The sequence below is a fragment of the Segatella buccae ATCC 33574 genome (genome assembly GCF_000184945.1).
Lineage (GTDB): Bacteria > Bacteroidota > Bacteroidia > Bacteroidales > Bacteroidaceae > Prevotella > Prevotella buccae.
In genome coordinates this window covers 3,098,925-3,116,364 of sequence record NZ_GL586311.1, presented here as the reverse complement: position 1 = coordinate 3,116,364, position 17,440 = coordinate 3,098,925, and the positions used below count along the sequence as shown (strand labels likewise).

At 55.1% G+C, this 17,440-nt stretch carries 14 protein-coding genes and 2 tRNA genes; 10 read left to right on the top strand and 6 right to left on the bottom strand.

Translation table 11 applies throughout. The features are described from left to right. Window positions 1–38: 38 nt before the first annotated feature. The gene (gmd, locus tag HMPREF6485_RS12400) at window positions 39–1,133 is read right to left on the bottom strand and encodes a GDP-mannose 4,6-dehydratase (protein WP_004346916.1); all 1,095 of its coding nucleotides are present in this window, start codon (window positions 1,131–1,133) and stop codon (window positions 39–41) included. Window positions 1,134–1,145: 12 nt separating this feature from the next. Then, window positions 1,146–2,201 carry a mannose-1-phosphate guanylyltransferase gene (locus HMPREF6485_RS12395; protein WP_004346915.1) on the bottom strand — a complete coding sequence of 352 codons (1,056 nt, stop codon included), beginning with the start codon at window positions 2,199–2,201 and terminating at the stop codon, window positions 1,146–1,148. A 506-nt stretch (window positions 2,202–2,707) separates the two neighbouring features. On the opposite strand from HMPREF6485_RS12395, the gene HMPREF6485_RS12390 reads away from it, so the two are divergent. Then, on the top strand, window positions 2,708–3,304 hold the full coding sequence (locus HMPREF6485_RS12390; protein ID WP_004346914.1) for a hypothetical protein: 597 nt from the start codon (window positions 2,708–2,710) through the stop codon (window positions 3,302–3,304). Between the two features lie 263 nt (window positions 3,305–3,567). On the opposite strand, the gene HMPREF6485_RS12385 is transcribed toward HMPREF6485_RS12390, so the two are convergent. Both HMPREF6485_RS12385 and HMPREF6485_RS12380 read right to left on the bottom strand, forming a co-directional pair. After that, window positions 3,568–3,810 (bottom strand): hypothetical protein, encoded by a 243-nt coding sequence (locus HMPREF6485_RS12385; RefSeq protein WP_004346913.1) that lies wholly within the window; start codon window positions 3,808–3,810, stop codon window positions 3,568–3,570. A 752-nt stretch (window positions 3,811–4,562) separates the two neighbouring features. After that, the gene (locus HMPREF6485_RS12380; RefSeq protein WP_004346912.1) at window positions 4,563–5,030 is read right to left on the bottom strand and encodes a hypothetical protein; all 468 of its coding nucleotides are present in this window, start codon (window positions 5,028–5,030) and stop codon (window positions 4,563–4,565) included. Between the two features lie 380 nt (window positions 5,031–5,410). On the opposite strand from HMPREF6485_RS12380, the gene HMPREF6485_RS12375 reads away from it, so the two are divergent. The 3 genes from HMPREF6485_RS12375 to HMPREF6485_RS12365 all read left to right on the top strand — a co-directional run bounded on the left by HMPREF6485_RS12375 (window position 5,411) and on the right by HMPREF6485_RS12365 (window position 7,192). After that, entirely contained in the window at window positions 5,411–6,745 is a 1,335-nt protein-coding gene (locus HMPREF6485_RS12375) for an NADP-specific glutamate dehydrogenase (protein WP_004343240.1), read from the top strand. 269 nt (window positions 6,746–7,014) lie between these two features. Further along, window positions 7,015–7,088, top strand: a tRNA-Asp gene (locus HMPREF6485_RS12370). A 30-nt stretch (window positions 7,089–7,118) separates the two neighbouring features. Then, a tRNA-Asp gene (locus HMPREF6485_RS12365) sits at window positions 7,119–7,192 on the top strand. A gap of 236 nt (window positions 7,193–7,428) precedes the next feature. Here HMPREF6485_RS12365 and HMPREF6485_RS12360 read toward each other — a convergent pair. Then, on the bottom strand, window positions 7,429–8,709 hold the full coding sequence (locus HMPREF6485_RS12360; RefSeq protein WP_004346909.1) for a CobW family GTP-binding protein: 1,281 nt from the start codon (window positions 8,707–8,709) through the stop codon (window positions 7,429–7,431). Between the two features lie 259 nt (window positions 8,710–8,968). Between HMPREF6485_RS12360 and uvrB the strand changes: the two genes are divergently transcribed. The 6 genes from uvrB to HMPREF6485_RS12330 all read left to right on the top strand — a co-directional run bounded on the left by uvrB (window position 8,969) and on the right by HMPREF6485_RS12330 (window position 16,624). Then, window positions 8,969–11,011 (top strand): excinuclease ABC subunit UvrB, encoded by a 2,043-nt coding sequence (gene uvrB / locus HMPREF6485_RS12355; protein WP_004346908.1) that lies wholly within the window; start codon window positions 8,969–8,971, stop codon window positions 11,009–11,011. Between the two features lie 145 nt (window positions 11,012–11,156). Next, window positions 11,157–12,104: a DUF4468 domain-containing protein gene (locus tag HMPREF6485_RS12350; protein WP_004346907.1), complete on the top strand. Its 948-nt coding sequence runs from the start codon at window positions 11,157–11,159 to the stop codon at window positions 12,102–12,104. 23 nt (window positions 12,105–12,127) lie between these two features. Further along, a complete protein-coding gene (locus HMPREF6485_RS12345; protein ID WP_004343040.1) occupies window positions 12,128–12,397 on the top strand; it encodes a hypothetical protein in 270 nt (89 codons plus the stop codon). Between the two features lie 23 nt (window positions 12,398–12,420). Then, complete coding sequence (locus tag HMPREF6485_RS12340) at window positions 12,421–14,760, top strand: putative porin (RefSeq protein WP_044126111.1); 2,340 nt, start codon at window positions 12,421–12,423, stop codon at window positions 14,758–14,760. A 323-nt stretch (window positions 14,761–15,083) separates the two neighbouring features. Beyond that, window positions 15,084–15,986: a 1,4-dihydroxy-2-naphthoate octaprenyltransferase gene (gene menA / locus HMPREF6485_RS12335; protein ID WP_004346905.1), complete on the top strand. Its 903-nt coding sequence runs from the start codon at window positions 15,084–15,086 to the stop codon at window positions 15,984–15,986. Then, window positions 15,983–16,624, top strand: a complete 642-nt coding sequence (locus HMPREF6485_RS12330) for an HD domain-containing protein (protein WP_004346904.1) — start codon at window positions 15,983–15,985, stop codon at window positions 16,622–16,624. The genes menA and HMPREF6485_RS12330 overlap by 4 nt, the downstream gene beginning before the upstream one ends. A gap of 93 nt (window positions 16,625–16,717) precedes the next feature. Here HMPREF6485_RS12330 and rprY read toward each other — a convergent pair whose 3' ends face one another. Further along, on the bottom strand, window positions 16,718–17,416 hold the full coding sequence (gene rprY, locus HMPREF6485_RS12325; protein WP_004343045.1) for a response regulator transcription factor RprY: 699 nt from the start codon (window positions 17,414–17,416) through the stop codon (window positions 16,718–16,720). Window positions 17,417–17,440 lie beyond the last annotated feature (24 nt).

The window sequence follows — 17,440 nt, the reverse complement described above, 5'->3', positions numbered from 1 at the left end:
GCTAAAAGGAGGCCTAACGGCCTCCTTAATTTATATAATTACTTCACAATTCCTTTCTCGAGATACTCGGCGAGGTTGGTGCGCACCTTTTCGGCAGCCCCTTCCGAGGCCACCTTGGCCATATCGCTGTCCACCATGAGGTTGACGAGCTCCTCAAAGGAGGTCTTACTCGGGTTCCAGCCCAACTTAGCCTTGGCCTTGGTGGGGTCACCCCAGAGGTTGACCACATCGGTGGGACGGTAGAAGTCGGGCGAAACCTCCACGAGCACACGGCCCGTAGCCTTGTCGATGCCCTTCTCGTCCATGCCCTCGCCGGTGAACTCCAGTTCGATGCCCACACGCTTGAAGGCATGGTAGCAGAACTCGCGCACGCTGTGCTGCACGCCCGTGGCGATGACAAAGTCTTCGGGGGTCTTGTTTTGCAGGATGAGCCACATGCACTCCACATAGTCCTTGGCGTAGCCCCAGTCGCGCAGACTGCTTAGGTTGCCCAAATAGAGCTTGTCCTGCTTGCCCTGCTTGATGCGGGCCGCGGCAAGCGTGATCTTGCGCGTCACGAAGGTTTCCCCGCGCCGCTCGCTCTCGTGGTTGAACAGGATGCCCGAACAGCAGAACATGTTGTAGGCCTCACGGTATTCCTTCACGATCCAGAAACCGTAGAGTTTGGCCACGGCGTAGGGACTGTAGGGGTGGAAAGGCGTATTCTCGTTCTGCGGCACCTCCTCCACCTTGCCGTAAAGTTCCGACGTGCTGGCCTGATAGATGCGGCAGCTGTCGCCCAAACCAAGCTGTCTGACGGCCTCCAGCACGCGGAGCACGCCCGTCGCATCTACATCGGCCGTGAACTCGGGAGCGTCGAAGCTCACCTGCACATGGCTCTGCGCGGCGAGGTTGTAAATCTCCGTAGGGCGCACCTTGCCTATCACCCCGAGAATACTCATGGAGTCGCTGAGGTCAGCATAATGCAGATGGAAATGTGGCCGACCCTCAAGATGGGCAATGCGCTCGCGGAAGTCCACCGACGAGCGACGTATGGTGCCATGCACGCTATATCCTTTTTCCAACAAAAATTCGGCCAGATAAGAGCCGTCCTGTCCTGTGGCGCCCGTGATGAGGGCCGTTTTTTTATCCATCGCTGTGTCTGTTTATTCTCCGCTGAATTGTTTGATGCGCTGCTCTTCCGAGAGTTTGCATATAAGTAAGGTGTCGTCTTTCTCGGCCACGATATATCCTTCGAGGCCTTGAATGACCACTTTTTTCTCTTGTGTGGTATGCACGATGTTGTTTTTCGAGTCAAACATCTGGATGTTTTGTCCGATGAGCGAGTTGCCGTAGAGGTCGTGCTTGGTCTGCATGAGCAGACTGCCCCACGTGCCGAGGTCGGTCCATCCGAACGAGGCCGGGCACACGAAAATCTCCTCGGCCTTCTCCATGATGGCATAGTCCACCGAAATGCTCTCACACTCGGGGTAGCGCAAGTCTATCTGCCGCTGCTCCTCCTCCGTGCCGTAGATGTCGAGCATACTTTCGAACACGCGCGAGATGGACGGCTGGTAGACGCGGAAGGCGTTGACGATGGTGCCCACGCTCCAGATGAAGATGCCCGCATTCCAGAAGAAGTTGTTCTGCCGGATATATTGCGTGGCCGTCTGCAAGTCGGGCTTTTCCCGAAACGAGTCCACGCGGAATATCTCCTTGTTGCGGGCCGAGGGCGACCCGAGGTCGGCCTGTATGTAGCCGTAGCCCGTTTCCGGGCGCGTGGCCTCCATGCCGAGCGTGACAATGGCATCGGTCTCGCCCGTAAACTTGAGGCACTGCCCCACCACGCGGCGGAACTCCTCCACGTTGGCCACAAAGGCATCCGAGGGCGTCACCACCACATTGGCCTTGGGGTCGATGGCCTTGATGCGCCAACTCACGTAGGCGATGCACGGCGCAGTGTTGCGGCGGCAGGGTTCCAGCAGGATATTGCCTTCCGGCACATCGGGCAACTGCTCATGGACGAGGGCGAAATACTTGCGATTGGTGACCACCCACACACGCTCGGGAGGGCAAATGCCTGCAAAGCGGTCGTAGGTGAGCTGGAGCAAGGAGCGCCCCACACCAAGGACATCAATAAATTGCTTAGGTCTCTCAACCGTACTCATGGGCCAGAAACGACTGCCTACGCCTCCTGCCATTATCACAATGTGGTTATTCATAACTTACCGATTATCTCACTGTTTGAAACGAAAAGATTTTGCAAATATAATGAAAAAAAAGTAATTATGCTAATTTGTGGTTCTGTTTTTTAGCAGCCTTTATGCAAAGCGGCACGCTCTTAAAACATCCTCCCTGATTATTCTCCTTTTTATGCAAGGACTATTGGGCGTGGGCTAAGGCTTCTCTGCAAAGCCGGCAATGGAAGCGGCATCCCCCTGTCTGCCCATTCCACAACACGATCCGTACATAAAAAGTGGGGCTTGATAGAGTTAAAAAAGTAATCCGCGCGTGGCATTCCGATGCGGAGAAGTCTAAAAAACAGTTAAAACATATCGCTTTCAGACCAATTTTAGCGAAATAACGGATAGCGAAAAGTAGATTATAACAGAATATTCATACCTTTGCAACGGAAAAATGGCACCGGACCGACAACCGGGACCAATATCCGGAAAAGAGAAACGGGGGCCGACGGGCTTCCACATCATATTCAAACAAACACATCAAAATGAAAAGATTTGTATTCGGTATGCTCCTGTCAGCATTCATAGTTGCCGCTTCGGCACAGTCGCCCACCTCGCCCATCAACGGGAAATACAACTGCAACCGCTATCAGGGTTTCACACTGCCGGTGAAGGAGACGGGCGTGAAATATCCGTCCACACTGACGATTGCCGTGGATGAGGGGGCGGAGACGGCCTCACTCACCATCGGCGGACTCAAAATAGGTATTTATGAACTTACTGATGTCACGCTCAAAAACCTGCGTGTGGAGCGCGATGCCGACGGCTATCGGCTCAGACAGACTGCGCCTGAGAGTCTTGACGTGCCCTTCAAGGGCAGCGGGTTGGTGGCCAATATGCAGTTTGCCCTCACCGATTGCAAGATAGCCCTGCCCTCCCGCCAACTGACAAGCAGACTCACGGCGACATTCAACGGGAATCCGGTCTATATGCTTTTCAAGTCGAAAAGCACCGAGACGGGTATCAGCAACGTGAAGACCACGGCACGTGGCACGGGCATAGCCTACGATTTGCAGGGCCGCCGGGTGACGGACAGCTACCGCGGCATCGTGATTGTCGATGGGGTGAAGAGAGTGAGGTGAGGAAAGCCCCCTAAGTTAGGGGGTTGGGGGTCTGAACAACCACCCTCCGCCCCATCCAATCCTCTACGAGCGGATGCAAAACGCGGGATACATCAAAACTCTAATGCACCCTCTTATCTGACGGCAGCCACACGGCTGCCGTTTTCATTTTCATCTCTTCATCTTCCCACCTTAATATAGATGCCGAATAAAAGCAAAAAGACACAAAGAGTGGAATGCTTTTATGGCCGACGCTCCTTTACGGGGAGTTTTTAGAACATGCCTTAATTGACAAGGTAACACCAGACCCTCCCTACACTGTCTGTAACACGGTCTATGGACATCCACAAACAAAAGCCCAGCAGACACACGCCAAGCAACAAAGAGTTGATCTTGATGCAGCCTACATCTTTGGCCTTGACGGCTTTAGAAATGACACCTGCCCGTTTGACCAACTGCACGGCTATAAACAGTAAAAGGCCTAATGTCCACAGACTGTAGAAAAGATCGAAAAAACTGACTTCCATCCCGCTTTTGATGCTTTAATTTGTAAATTTGCTTTCTATATGCCTTGCGATGTCGGCCCCTTTGCTGTATGGTCACTAACAAAGGCTCGCCCATGAGTTTTTCTTATCCGGCATTTATTCTGCAAATGTAGCGAAAAAACACCATGACTACTCTTTTCACTTTCATTTTTTAAGCTATATTAGCACTGTCGGGAAAACGCACGCCGGAAGAGCCCGCTCCCTTTCAAGGATTGGCGACCTTCCCGGGATAGGGCCTTTTCCGTTTGGGGCATACGCTTCCGCTTTCGTTGGACCAATCACTCTCCCTCTCCCCTTGGAGAGGAGGCGGGGCAAGGCCACCTATAGCACGAACTATTAAATCTTTAGAAAAAGCCTGACACGGTTTTTCTCTACATCCGTTTATTTACACAAAATCATCCGTCTTATTCGCCTTATCCTCCCCATCAATTTTCTCATCAAGCCCGACCGACATCGCAAAACGGCCACACTCAAGAGCTCACTCGGGCCGAACGAGAAGTTCAAAAAGCCCCTTCCACAACGGCCATTCGGCTCTAATTGTCCGTTGGTGGATTGGTAATCAAAAAAAGGGAACGCCTGCGCGCTCCCTTTGCCATTGCAAAGATACAACATAAATGGGCGAAATGCAAATCATGAGCGAAAAATGCGGACATCCCAAGAAGCGACTGTCGGAAACCAATGCTCCCACACAGGTTCCGCCACCCGCCATGGCTTGCCTCGCCACCCGGCCTGCTTCAGATTTCCTCCGTCACCACCTTACGCCCCGCATAGGCTTTGTCCACGAAGATAAGCAGCAGCGGACGGATGGTGTACGACCGTTTGTCGCCACGCTTCACGCGATAGGTGAACCTCAATGTGCCGTCGGCAGCGACTGTCAGCTTGCCGGGCGTGATGTCGGTGGAGCGGTCGGTCTCGGGCAGTGCCACGAAGATGGCGAAGCTGCGGGCGAAGTCGATGGGCGTGGGCTGACCGTCGGGGCCCATCACCGTTGCCATACCGAAAAGGCGGTTGAAGTCGGCCTCATTGTCCACCTTGGCTGAAGCGGGCATTCTCACATCGCCATTGAGGAAATATCGCTGCGCCACGGTGTAGGCTATGCCTTTCCCTGCGCCCTTTGTCTGCCGGAGCCCCGAAGCGCACGCCGACACGACCATCATCACCGCTGCCGCAGCAGCCACACACCACATCATTCTCTTTTTCATTGTCTTTGTCCTTTAATTTACAATTACTTTGTTTGTTCTTTCCACCGACTTAAACTCACGGGGCGGGAAAATCTTGTCTGAAGGCATCGCCGTTTAACATGTCTTAAACTTGTTTCACCTCATCAGCAGACACCCCTTCTATATATATAATAAGGTGTAAAGAACCCGAACAACAAAAAATCGGACCATCGCAGCAACTGAAAGTTACTTTTTTCTACTTTTCAAGCACTTTCTCTGTCTTTTTGATTGTTTTTCAAAAGAAAACCTATACCTTTGCAATCGCAACCACGGCAAAAAAGCGAGACGAAGGTCTCGAGCCGTCTGCTGACAACAATTACACGAAAGAAGAAGTAAACCAACCTATAAAAAGTAAAAAGATGATGAAAGCTACAGAAGTGGTGGAGAGTCTGAAACAAAGATTCCCGAACGAGCCGGAGTATATTCAGGCTGTGAGTCAGGTGCTGGGCACCATCGAGGAGGAGTATAACAAGCATCCCGAGTTTGAAAAGGCCAACCTCATCGAGCGCCTCTGCATTCCCGACCGTCTGGTGCAGTTTCGCGTCACTTGGATCGACGACCGCGGCAACGTGCAGACCAACATGGGCTACCGCGTGCAGCACAACAACGCCATCGGCCCCTACAAGGGCGGTCTGCGCTACCACGCATCGGTGAACCTTTCCATCCTGAAGTTTCTCGCCTTCGAGCAGACATTCAAGAACTCACTCACGACGCTCCCCATGGGCGGTGCCAAGGGCGGTTCCGACTTCTCGCCCCGTGGCAAGAGCAATGCCGAGGTGATGCGCTTCTGTCAGGCTTTCATGACCGAACTCTACCGACACATCGGACCCGATGAAGACGTACCCGCAGGCGACATCGGCGTGGGTGGCCGCGAAGTGGGCTACATGTTCGGTATGTACAAGAAGCTCACCCACCGCTTCGAGGGCATCCTCACGGGTAAGGGGCAGGAGTTCGGCGGTTCGCGCATCCGCCCCGAAGCCACGGGCTATGGCAACGTGTACTTCCTCCAGAACATGCTCAAGACGGCAGGCAAAGACCTCGCCGGCAAGACGGTGCTCGTCTCCGGTTCGGGCAACGTGGCCCAATACACGGTGGAGAAACTCATCCAACTGGGTGCCAAAGCCGTCACGCTGTCCGACTCCGATGGCTACATCTACGACCCCGACGGCATCGATGCCGAGAAACTAGCCTACGTGATGGAGCTGAAAAACGTGGAGCGCGGACGCATCAGAGAGTATGCCGAGAAATACGGCGTGAAATATGTGGAGGGGGCCAAGCCTTGGTTTGAGAAGGCCGACATCGCCACGCCCTGCGCCACCCAGAACGAAATCAACGAGGAAGCAGCCAAGGCACTCGTGGCCAACGGCGTGATCGCCGTCTCCGAGGGGGCCAATATGCCCACCGTGCCCGAAGCCATCAAGGTGTTCCAAGATGCCAAGATACTCTATTGCCCGGGCAAGGCCTCCAATGCCGGCGGCGTGGCCGTGTCGGGACTGGAGATGAGCCAGAACTCGGAACGCTTGCGCTGGAGCCGCGAGGAAGTGGACCAAAAACTCCACGACATCATGGACGACATCCATGCCAACTGCGTGAAGTATGGCACACAGCCCGACGGCTATATCAACTACGTGAAAGGTGCCAATGTGGCAGGTTTCCTCAAGGTGGCCAAGGCCATGATGGCCCAAGGCATCGTGTAGGTCTCCCTACTCCACCGGCAACATCCACCGCCCGCACTCCTGTGCAGGAGCCGGACATGACGAAAGTCCCGGCAGCTGTCTCCGCCTCTCGACGGAGCATGGCTGCCGGGACTTTCTCTGTGTGAAAGGCCACCAAACGGTTCTTCAAAACCGTTTTCTCCCAATCCGCTGCCGGGTGTTTTTTCACTATAAAAAAATACAAAAATTGTTTGGTGGTATCAAATAATCTTATTACCTTTGCAACCGCAATTAAGGAATGGCCTTTTCAAGGTGCGTTAGTTCAGTTGGTTAGAATGCCTGCCTGTCACGCAGGAGGTCACGAGTTCGAGTCTCGTACGCACCGCACCATCGGCCCGTTCCAAGAGAGCACAAAGGTGCGTTAGTTCAGTTGGTTAGAATGCCTGCCTGTCACGCAGGAGGTCACGAGTTCGAGTCTCGTACGCACCGCACAAGTCCTTCAAGCGCATTTGCCTTGAAGGACTTTTTGTTTAGCGGAAACCCTGACCCTCCCTGTAGGGGACTAATGAGTGAAAATAGCAAGCCTGAATTATTGGAACGGAACCGCATCCGCACGTATATATTAGAAACACGAAAAAGGGAAGCACGCCGTGTGCTCCCCTTACTCATGTCGAAATATCATTTCTGCGGCCGCCATGCGGGCCGAATGCGCTAACGACGGGCCATCAGTCGACCAGACACTTGTCGAGTTCGCGGATGATGGCCTCCTTGTCGAGATGCTGCCCGATGAACACGAGCTTCTGCATGCGGTCGCCGTAGGTCTCGTCCCAGTCGCGGCGCAAGCCTTCCTCACGGGCTTTCAGGGCATCCAGTTCGTCTTTGGGCATGGTGGCATACCAGCGGCCGGCATTGCGCAGCCCCATCTGTTTGCCGGCCTGCTCAAACACGTAGCAGGTGTCCGGTTCGTCGCGGAAGTAGCAGATGCCCTTGGCGCGAATCACACTCCGGGGCCACTTGCGGGCCACAAACTCGTCGAACAGAGCCAAATCGAACGGCCGGCGGCGATAGTAGACAAACGTGCCGATGCCATATTCCTCCACTTCGCCGCCTTCGTGGTGGTGATGGTGGTGATGGGCGTGCCCGGCATGGTGCCCCCCGGAGTGGCCGTGATTGTCGTCATGGTCGTGATGATGGTGGTCGTGACCGTGATGTTCTTCCTCATCCTCGTCGTGGTCGTGATGCTTCCCTTCCCCGTGTTCGTCCTCCTCGCCGTGATGGTTCTCTATCTCGTCTATCCATGCTGCTGAGGTGGCCACGGCATCGAAGTCGAACATGTGGGTGTCGATGAGCTTGCCGAGATCCACATCGCCGTAGTTGCACTCGATGATTTCAGCCTTGGGCTGGATGGCGCGGATAATCTCCTTGATGCGGCCCAGTTCGCGAGGCTCCACCTCGGCAGCCTTGTTGAGCAGCACGATGTTACAAAACTCGATCTGCTGGATGACAAGATTCTCGAGGTCTTCCTCCCCGATGTTCTCCTTCACCAGTTCCTCTCCGTTGCCAAATTCGTCTTTCAGTCGCAGTGCGTCCACCACCGTGGCGATGCAGTCGAGGCGCACGAGCCCGTTTTTGATGTACTTCGGCCCCATCGCGGGAATGGAGCAGATGGTCTGCGCGATGGGAGCAGGCTCACAAATGCCGCTGGCCTCGATCACGATATAGTCAAACTTGCGCATGGCTGTGATTTCGGCGAGCTGCTCCACGAGATCCATTTTCAGCGTGCAGCAGATGCAACCGTTCTGCAAAGCCACCAGCGAGTCGTCTTTCTGCCCCACTACGCCGCCTTTCTCTATGAGGTCGGCGTCGATATTGACCTCCCCTATGTCGTTGACTATCACGGCAAACTTGATGCCGCGCTCGTTCGTCAGGATTCTGTTTACAAGGGTTGTTTTGCCGCTGCCTAAGTAGCCCGTGAGCAGCAATACGGGGATTTCTTGAACCGTCATTTTATCTTTTCTTTTGTTCGTTTAACGCAAAAAGGTGGCTATTCCAAAACCGGAAACCACGCTAAAGGACATTGCAAACACCATGCCAAAAGCGGGACAGGGCGGATGCCCAGCCTCCTTTTTATTGTTTTTTGTGATAAGTCGGCCTTCAGTGCAAGTAGGCATCCACCCGGCATGAAAAACCGGCGGCGAGACGGGAAAATCATTTCCGGCTGTTTCTTCGTCAGTTACGGATTTTTTATGTACTTTTGCGGTAACTATGCAATTTGAACTTACATCAAAATACAAGCCCACCGGCGACCAGCCTGAAGCCATCAGGCAGCTCACCGACGGCATCAAAGACGGGATGCCGGCACAGGTGTTGCTCGGCGTGACAGGCTCGGGAAAAACCTTCACCGTGGCCAATGTCATACAGAATGTGGAGAAACCCACGCTCATCCTCAGCCACAACAAAACGCTTGCGGCACAGCTCTATCAGGAGATGAAGGGCTTCTTCCCCCGCAACGCGGTGGAATACTACGTGTCCTATTACGACTATTATCAGCCCGAAGCCTATCTCCCCACCACCGACACCTACATAGAGAAAGACCTGGCCATCAACGACGACATCGACAAACTGCGGCTCTCAGCCGTATCTGCTCTGTTGTCAGGCCGGAAGGATGTGATTGTTGTATCGTCTGTTTCATGTATCTACGGCATGGGAGGCCCCGTGGCCATGCAGCAGAGCGTGATCAAACTCAAGAAGGGAGAGACGCTCGACCGCAACGAGTTTCTGCGACGGCTGGTGGATGCGCTCTACGTGCGCAACGACATCGACCTGCAACGGGGCTGCTTCCGCGTGAAGGGCGACACGGTGGATGTATTCATGGCCTACAGCGACAACGTGCTGCGCGTCACGTGGTGGGACGATGAAATCGATGCCATTGAGGAAGTGGATGCAGAGACCTTCCACCGCGTGGAGTCGTTTGAGAGCTATGAACTCTATCCGGCCAACCTCTTCGTCACTTCCAAAGAGCAGACGGAGCAGGCCATACGCATGATTCAGGACGACCTTGTGAAGCAGGTGGACTACTTCAACGAGATAGGCGACACCATTAAGGCACAGCGCATTAAGGAACGTGTGGAGTATGACATGGAGATGATCAAGGAACTGGGGCACTGCTCGGGCATCGAAAACTATTCGCGCTACTTCGATGGGCGGCAGGCCGGCGAACGCCCCTACTGCCTGCTCGACTTCTTCCCGAAAGACTTCCTGCTTGTGGTGGACGAGAGCCACGTGAGCGTGCCGCAAATCAGTGCCATGTACGGAGGCGACCGGGCCCGCAAACAAAACCTCGTGGAATACGGATTCCGCCTGCCGGCAGCTTTCGACAACCGTCCGTTGAAGTTTGACGAGTTTCTCAGTCTGCTCCATCAGACCATTTATGTGAGTGCCACGCCGGCCGACTTTGAACTGCGCGAAGCCGAGGGTGTGGTGGTGGAACAGATTATCCGTCCCACCGGACTGCTCGACCCGCAGATAGATGTGCGCCCAAGCGAAAACCAGATAGACGACCTGCTCGACGAGATACTCACCCGAAGCCACCGCAACGAGCGTGTACTGGTGACCACGCTGACCAAGCGGATGGCTGAAGAACTGACCGAATATTTGCTCAATAACAACGTGAGAGCCAACTACATACACAGTGATGTGGCCACACTCGACCGCGTGAAAATCATGAACGACCTGCGGGCCGGCGTCTACGATGTGCTCGTGGGGGTCAACCTGTTGCGCGAGGGGCTCGACTTGCCCGAGGTTTCGCTCGTGGCCATCCTCGATGCCGACAAGGAAGGTTTCCTGCGGTCGCACCGCAGTCTGACGCAGACGGCAGGCCGCGCCGCACGCAATGTCAACGGCAAGGTGATTATGTATGCCGACACCATCACCGAGAGTATGCAGCGCACCATCGACGAGACGGCCCGCCGCCGCTCGATACAGTTGAAATACAACGAGGAACACGGCATCACACCGCAACAGATTGTGAAGGCCATCAGGTCGGCACTGCCCACCAAGGGCGACGAAGATGGCACGGCAGCAGCCCGCAGCGGACACTACCCCAACCTACAGGCCTATCTCGAACCCGACAGTGCTGCCTTTGCCGCCGACCCGATAGTGATGCAGATGACCCGCGAGCAACTCGAAAAGAGCATCGCCAACACCACCGCGCTCATGAAGCAGGCCGCCAAAGACCTCGACTTCATTCAGGCAGCACAGTATCGCGACGAAATCATCCGGCTGCAAAAACAGTTGGAGGAGAAATAAAAAGCGGCAGGAGGAAAGCCGGAGAGCGGCAGGCTGTCGACAGATGGGCCGCGAACGTTAAATTGTGCTTAACAAATCCGGTTATTCAAAGATTATTCCTATCTTTGCAAGACAGAACTTATCGACTCTAAAAATATTGCGATTTATGAAGAAACTTGTAATAGCCTTGATGCTCTGCCTGCCGATGATGGCGTTGGCGCAGACCGTGCTGACACCCGAGGAGCAGCTTGAGCAGGCACAGAAGCAGCTCAAGGAGGCCCAAAAGGCTGTGGAACAGGCCAAAGCAAAGGCGGCGGAAGCGGCACAAGCCAAGGCCAGAGCCGAAGCGCAAGCCAAGGCGAAAGCAGATGCCGCCGCCAAACAAAAGGCCGAAGCGCAAGCCAAAGCCAAGGCAGAGGAGATACAGAAAAAGATTGCTGCGACCAAGGCGGAGGCTGCCCGGCTCAATGCCGAGGCCGAAAAACTGCAACGCGAAATGGCCCCCACGCAATCGTCGGCAGGATGGAGCATACCGGAATCGGCTTCCAAGACGACTTCCTCCCCGGCAGCCAACCGTAACAAAGGGGCACAGGAGGTCAATCCCAACGTACGCTATCTGGACGGAGCGGTATCCACCACAGCCGACGGCAAGGTGATGTTTACCCTCGACACGGAGGCAGCCGGCAAGTCGGCCGGGCAGATCTACGACATCGTGTACGACTACCTCAACCGCCTCACCACCGCCGACGGACAACTTGAGGGCAGTCGGGTGGCACTGGTGAACAAGGCGGAGGGTATCATCGCCGCCACGGTGAAAGAGTGGCTGGTGTTCCAAAACTCCTTCCTCTCTCTCGACCGCTCCAAGTTCGACTACATACTCGTCGCCAAATGCACCGACAATCACCTGCAACTGACGATGGAGCGCATGGTCTACACCTACGAAGAAAACCGCCCCACGGGCTTCAAGGCTCCTGCCGAAGAGGTCATCACTGACCGCTACGCGCTGAACAAGAAGAAAACGGAGTTGGCACGCATCTACGGCAAGTTCCGTCGCGCCACCATCGACCGGAGAAATGAGATCTTCAACGATATCGCGCGGCTGATCCATCAATAATTCATCCCTAAACGAAGCCGATCATGACAGAAAAAGAGAAGCATAACGGACAAACTGCCGAAAAGTCGCAGGAGTCGACAGCCGTGCGCCCGCATCACCGCCAGCAACGGTATAGTGAGCCCGACCAGTTCTACAAATTGCGCAACATTCTGAACATTATTTTTATCGTGACGGCCTTGGTGGGCATCGCGCTCTATCTGCTCACGACATACAGAAGCGCAGCCGTCATCACGATGATAGTCGGCGTAGTCATCAAATTTGTGGAGGCCACCCTGCGCATGATTCGCAGGTGATGCCCCTTTTGACCCAACCATCAATGAAGAAGATTCTCATAGCTCTGTGCCTTCTTTGTGCCGCAACCTCCCCGGTTGTGGCACAAATCGATTATAACAACGGCTACAACTCAATAGACGAAAACGGCACGCTCACCACCGCCGACCGGCGCAATGGGCGGCAAGACTCGCTCCACTCAGACAAAGAGATACCCAAGGGGGTGCATGTGTGGACGATAGACGAACGCTTCGGCGACCGCACGAAGGCCGAAGTGGACACCATGCCCCACATGTATATGAACAGTGTCTTCACCACCGGTCTGCGGGGGGAATACAACTCGACGGGCAATCTGGGCGCACCGCGCATCAACCGCGTCTTTGCCGACCGGCCCGAGGAACGGCAGTTCATGTTTCTCTCGCCCTTCGACTATTTTGTGAGACCGGTATCCACCCACCATTTCACCAACACCTACTCCCCCATCACCAATATCACCTTCAACTCTGCGGGCGACCGCACCAACGGCGAAGACGACTTCAAGGCCATCTTTGCCGTCAATGCCGGCAGGCGGCTGGGCGTGGGCTTCCGCTTCGACTACAAATACGGGCGCGGCTACTATACCAACCAAGCCACCTCGCACTTCGGCTACACCATGTGGGGCTCCTATCTCGGCGACCGATATCAGGCCCATCTGTTGCTTTCCACCAACCACCAAAAGGTGACAGAGAACGGTGGCATCACCAATGACTACTACATCACGCACCCGGAATCGTTCAACGAGTCGTTTTCGACCGACGAAATACCCACCGTGCTCTCGCAAAACTGGAACCGGAACGACAATCAGCATGTGTTTCTCTCCCACCGATACAGCGTGGGCTTCAACCGAAAAGTGCCTATGACACAGGAGGAAATCAAGGCGAAGAAATTCGCTATGGAGGCTAAAAAAGAAGAGGAGGAACGCAAACGGAAGGAGAAAGAGCAGAACCGAAGCAAGCGCGAAGGGCGCAACTTTGACGAAAAAGGAAGTGTCCGACGGCAGACGTTCGGAGGCCGGCCAGACGGAGCGAAAATTGCAGGAGACGAACCGGCTGACTCCACAAGCGGGGCGAACGGGCGCATAGCCGTGGGCGGAAAGGCCGCAGCCGACAGTCTGATAGCCAGGGCCGCCAAGGAAAAGGAGGACACCTCATGGCTGAAAAACGAATATGTGCCCGTGACGAGCTTCATCCACACGGTGCAGCTCGACAACTACCGGCGCATCTATCAGGCCTACGCCACCCCGACCAACTACTATCTCAACGACTATTATGCCAACACGGGCATAGCCCGGGGCGACTCCATCTTCGACAAGACGCGCCACTACGAACTCCGGAACACCCTTGCCATAGCCCTGCTCGAAGGTTTCAACAAGTGGGCCAAATCAGGCATCAAGCTGTTTGCCACCCATGACCTACGCCACTTCGAACTGCCCGACAGCACAGGGGGTGTCTCCAAATACAACGAGCACAGCGTGTCGGTGGGCGGACAACTCACCAAGGCGCAGGGACAAACTTTCCACTACAACGTGACGGCGGAGGTGGGTGTGGCCGGAGAGGATGCGGGCACACTGCGCGTGGACGGCAATGCCGACCTCAACTTCCCGCTGCTGGGCGACACCGTGCAACTGGCGGCTACGGGATTCTTCCACCGGCTGAACCCCACGTTCTACTACCGCCACTACCATGCGCGCCACCTGTGGTGGGACAACAGTCTCGACAAGGTGATACACACGCGGCTGCAAGGCATCTTCACGCTGAAGAAGACACAGACACAGTTGCGCGTGGCCGTTGACGAACTGAAGAATTACAGCTACTTCTCGCGGAGTTACAATGTGTCTTCGACCTACGCCCGCAGCGGAACCACGGTGACTCCCGTGCAGACCGGCGAACCTATCAACCTCATCACCGTGTCGTTGAGCCAGAACGTGAAGTTCGGTCCGGTACACTGGGAGAGTGTCCTGACCTACCAGAAGTCGAGCAAGCAGGATGTGATACCCGTGCCGGCACTCAATGCCTACACCAATATCTTCCTGCGTTTCAAGATTGCCCGGGTACTGGCCACTGATTTAGGAGCCGACATGCGCTATTTCACGCGCTACTACGCACCCGACTATTCACCGCAATTAGGGGTCTACACCGTGCAGGGCAACACCGACACACGTGTGCAGATAGGCAACTACCCGCTCATCAATGTCTATGCCAACTTCCACTTGAAGCATACGCGCTTCTTCGTGATGTACAGCCATGTGAACAGCGGCAGCGGCAACAAGGAGTATTTCTTCGTGCCGCACTATCCCCTCAACGAGGGTATCTTCCGCTTCGGGGTGAGCTGGAATTTCTTTAATTAGGGAGGCCTCCCCCGACCCCTCCGAAGGAGGGGAGGGCCTCGCGGAGGAAAGCCTGCCAAGCCCATAGTTGGCTAAGCCCCTTAAGTTAGGGGGTTGGGGGTCTGAACAAGTTCTCTAAACATTTCTCCCTAAGCTACTCCCCAGCAGCTAAAGCCCCCTAAGTTAGGGGGTTGGGGGTCTGAACAAGCTATCCAAGCATTTCTCCCTAAGCTACTCCCCAGCAGCTAAAGCCCCCTTTAGTGGGGTTGGGGATCTGAACAAGCAACACATAACAAGCCATTCCCCAGTTGGCAAAGCCCCCTTTAGGGGGGTGGGGGTCCGTAATGATCGACGAAAAAATTATAGAAACCAATTCACTAAAAGCCTGGCTACTTGCCACCCGGCCGAAAACTCTCACCGGAGCCATCGTGCCGGTGATGATAGGTGTGGCCTTGGCATGGAAGGATACGCCTGCCGACGAGTTCCAGCAGACGCCTGCCTTGCTCTGTTTCCTCTTTGCCTTTATCATGCAGATAGACGCCAATCTCGTCAACGACTACTTCGACGGACTCAAAGGCAACGACGACTCTGCCACGCGGTTGGGTCCGCGGAGAGCCTGTTCGGAGGGGTGGATCACGAAGCGCGCCATGAAACAGGCCATCCTTGCCGCCACATTTCTGGCTTGCCTTGTGGGACTGCCTCTGGCCTATTACGGAGGGGCGCAGATGGTGGCCGTCGGACTCGCGTGCGTGTTCTTCTGCTTCCTCTACACCACCCGACTCTCCTATCTCGGACTGGGCGATGTGCTGGTGCTCGTGTTCTTCGGTCTTGTGCCCGTGTGTTGCACCTATTATGTCTGTTTGCCGTGGAACCACCAGACCGTCACCCGCGATGTGGTTCTGCACTCGCTTGTCTGCGGCCTCGTCATCGACACGCTGTTGCTTGTCAACAACTACCGCGACCGCGACAACGACCGGCGCGACGGCAAGCGCACGCTCGTGGTGCGCATCGGCCCCACAGCCACCGAATGGCTCTACCTTCTGTTGGGCTTTGCGCCCTTGGCATATATCTTCCTGACCGGCCACGGCTATCTCGCACTGGCCTACCTGCCCTTCCACCTGCTCGCATGGCGCGACATGAGACGCATCCATCACGGCCGCCCCCTGAACATCATCCTTGGCCGCACGGCCCGCAACATGTTTATCTACGGACTTTTCACCACCCTTAGCATCATCATCGGAATATGAGACAACAGGTCAGCCTCGACATCATGGAATTTGTCGAAAAGCAAATCCTGCCCCGCTACACGGAGTTCGGACATAGCCACGGACTGCGCCATGTGACCCGTGTCATCAAAAACTCGCTCGTGTTGGCACAGACCGTCGGGGCCGACATCAACATGGCCTATGTCATCGCGGCCTACCACGACTTGGGCATGAGCGGTCCGCGAGCCATACACCACATCACGAGCGGGAAGATACTCATGGCCGACGCCCGTCTGCGCAAGTGGTTTACCGCCGAACAGCTCCACGTGATGAAGGAGGCCGTGGAAGACCACCGCGCATCGAGCAGCCGGCAGCCCCGCAGCATCTACGGCAAGCTCGTGGCCGAAGCCGACCGCGACCTTGAACCCGAGGAGGTGTTCCGGCGTGCCGTGGAATTTGGCTTGGAGCACAATCCGGAGATGGGAAAAGAGGAACAGTGGGCGCGCTTTCATACCCATATCCTCGAAAAGTATTCCCGTGAGGGCTACATCAAACTGTGGATACCCAACAGTCCCAACGAGCAGTATCTCAAGGAGATACACAACATCATCGACGACAAGGACAAACTGCGCCGCACCTTCGACACCCTCTACGGCCAACTGACGCACGGCACCATTTGATAGACAGTCGTGCGAGCTACCGGAAACACACAGCCCCACCCCGGCCATCCCTGTAGGGAGGGCCGGGGTGGGGCTTTCGGCCGGGGGGCTCCATCAATCCTCGTCGGGCGTGATGAGTTTGTAGCCTTTGCCGTGGATGTTGATGATTTCTATCTGGTCATCGTCACGCAGATGCTTGCGCAGTTTGGTGATATACACATCCATCGAACGAGCATTGAAATAGTTGTCGTCTATCCAGATGGTCTTCAGAGCAAAATCGCGCTGGAGTATCTCGTTGCGGTGGGCGCAGAGCAGGGCCAGCAGTTCGTTCTCCTTGGTAGTGAGTTTGGTCTGCTTGTCACCGATGGTGAGCAGTTGCTTCTGGGTGTCGAACATGAAGCGGCCGAGACGATAGAGGGTAGACTCCTTGCTCTTCTTGCCGCGCACACGACGCAGGATGGCCTCAATGCGGAACACAAGCTCCTCCATCGAGAAAGGCTTGGTGATGTAGTCGTCGGCACCAATCTTGAACCCTTCGAGTATATCGTCCTTCAAGGTCTTGGCCGTGAGGAAGATGATGGGTATTTCGGCATTGGCCTGACGAATCTCCTGTGCCAGGGTGAAGCCGTCTTTCTTGGGCATCATCACGTCGAGCACGCAGATGTCAAACTTGGTTTTGAGAAACTCTCTGTAGCCCACTTCACCGTCGGGACAGAGTACAGCCGTATAGTTTTTGGCTTGCAGATATTCGCGAAGCAACATGCCGAGATTCTCGTCGTCTTCGCAAAGCAGGATTTTCAATTTTTCTTCCATAATCGTATTGGTTTAAATGAATAA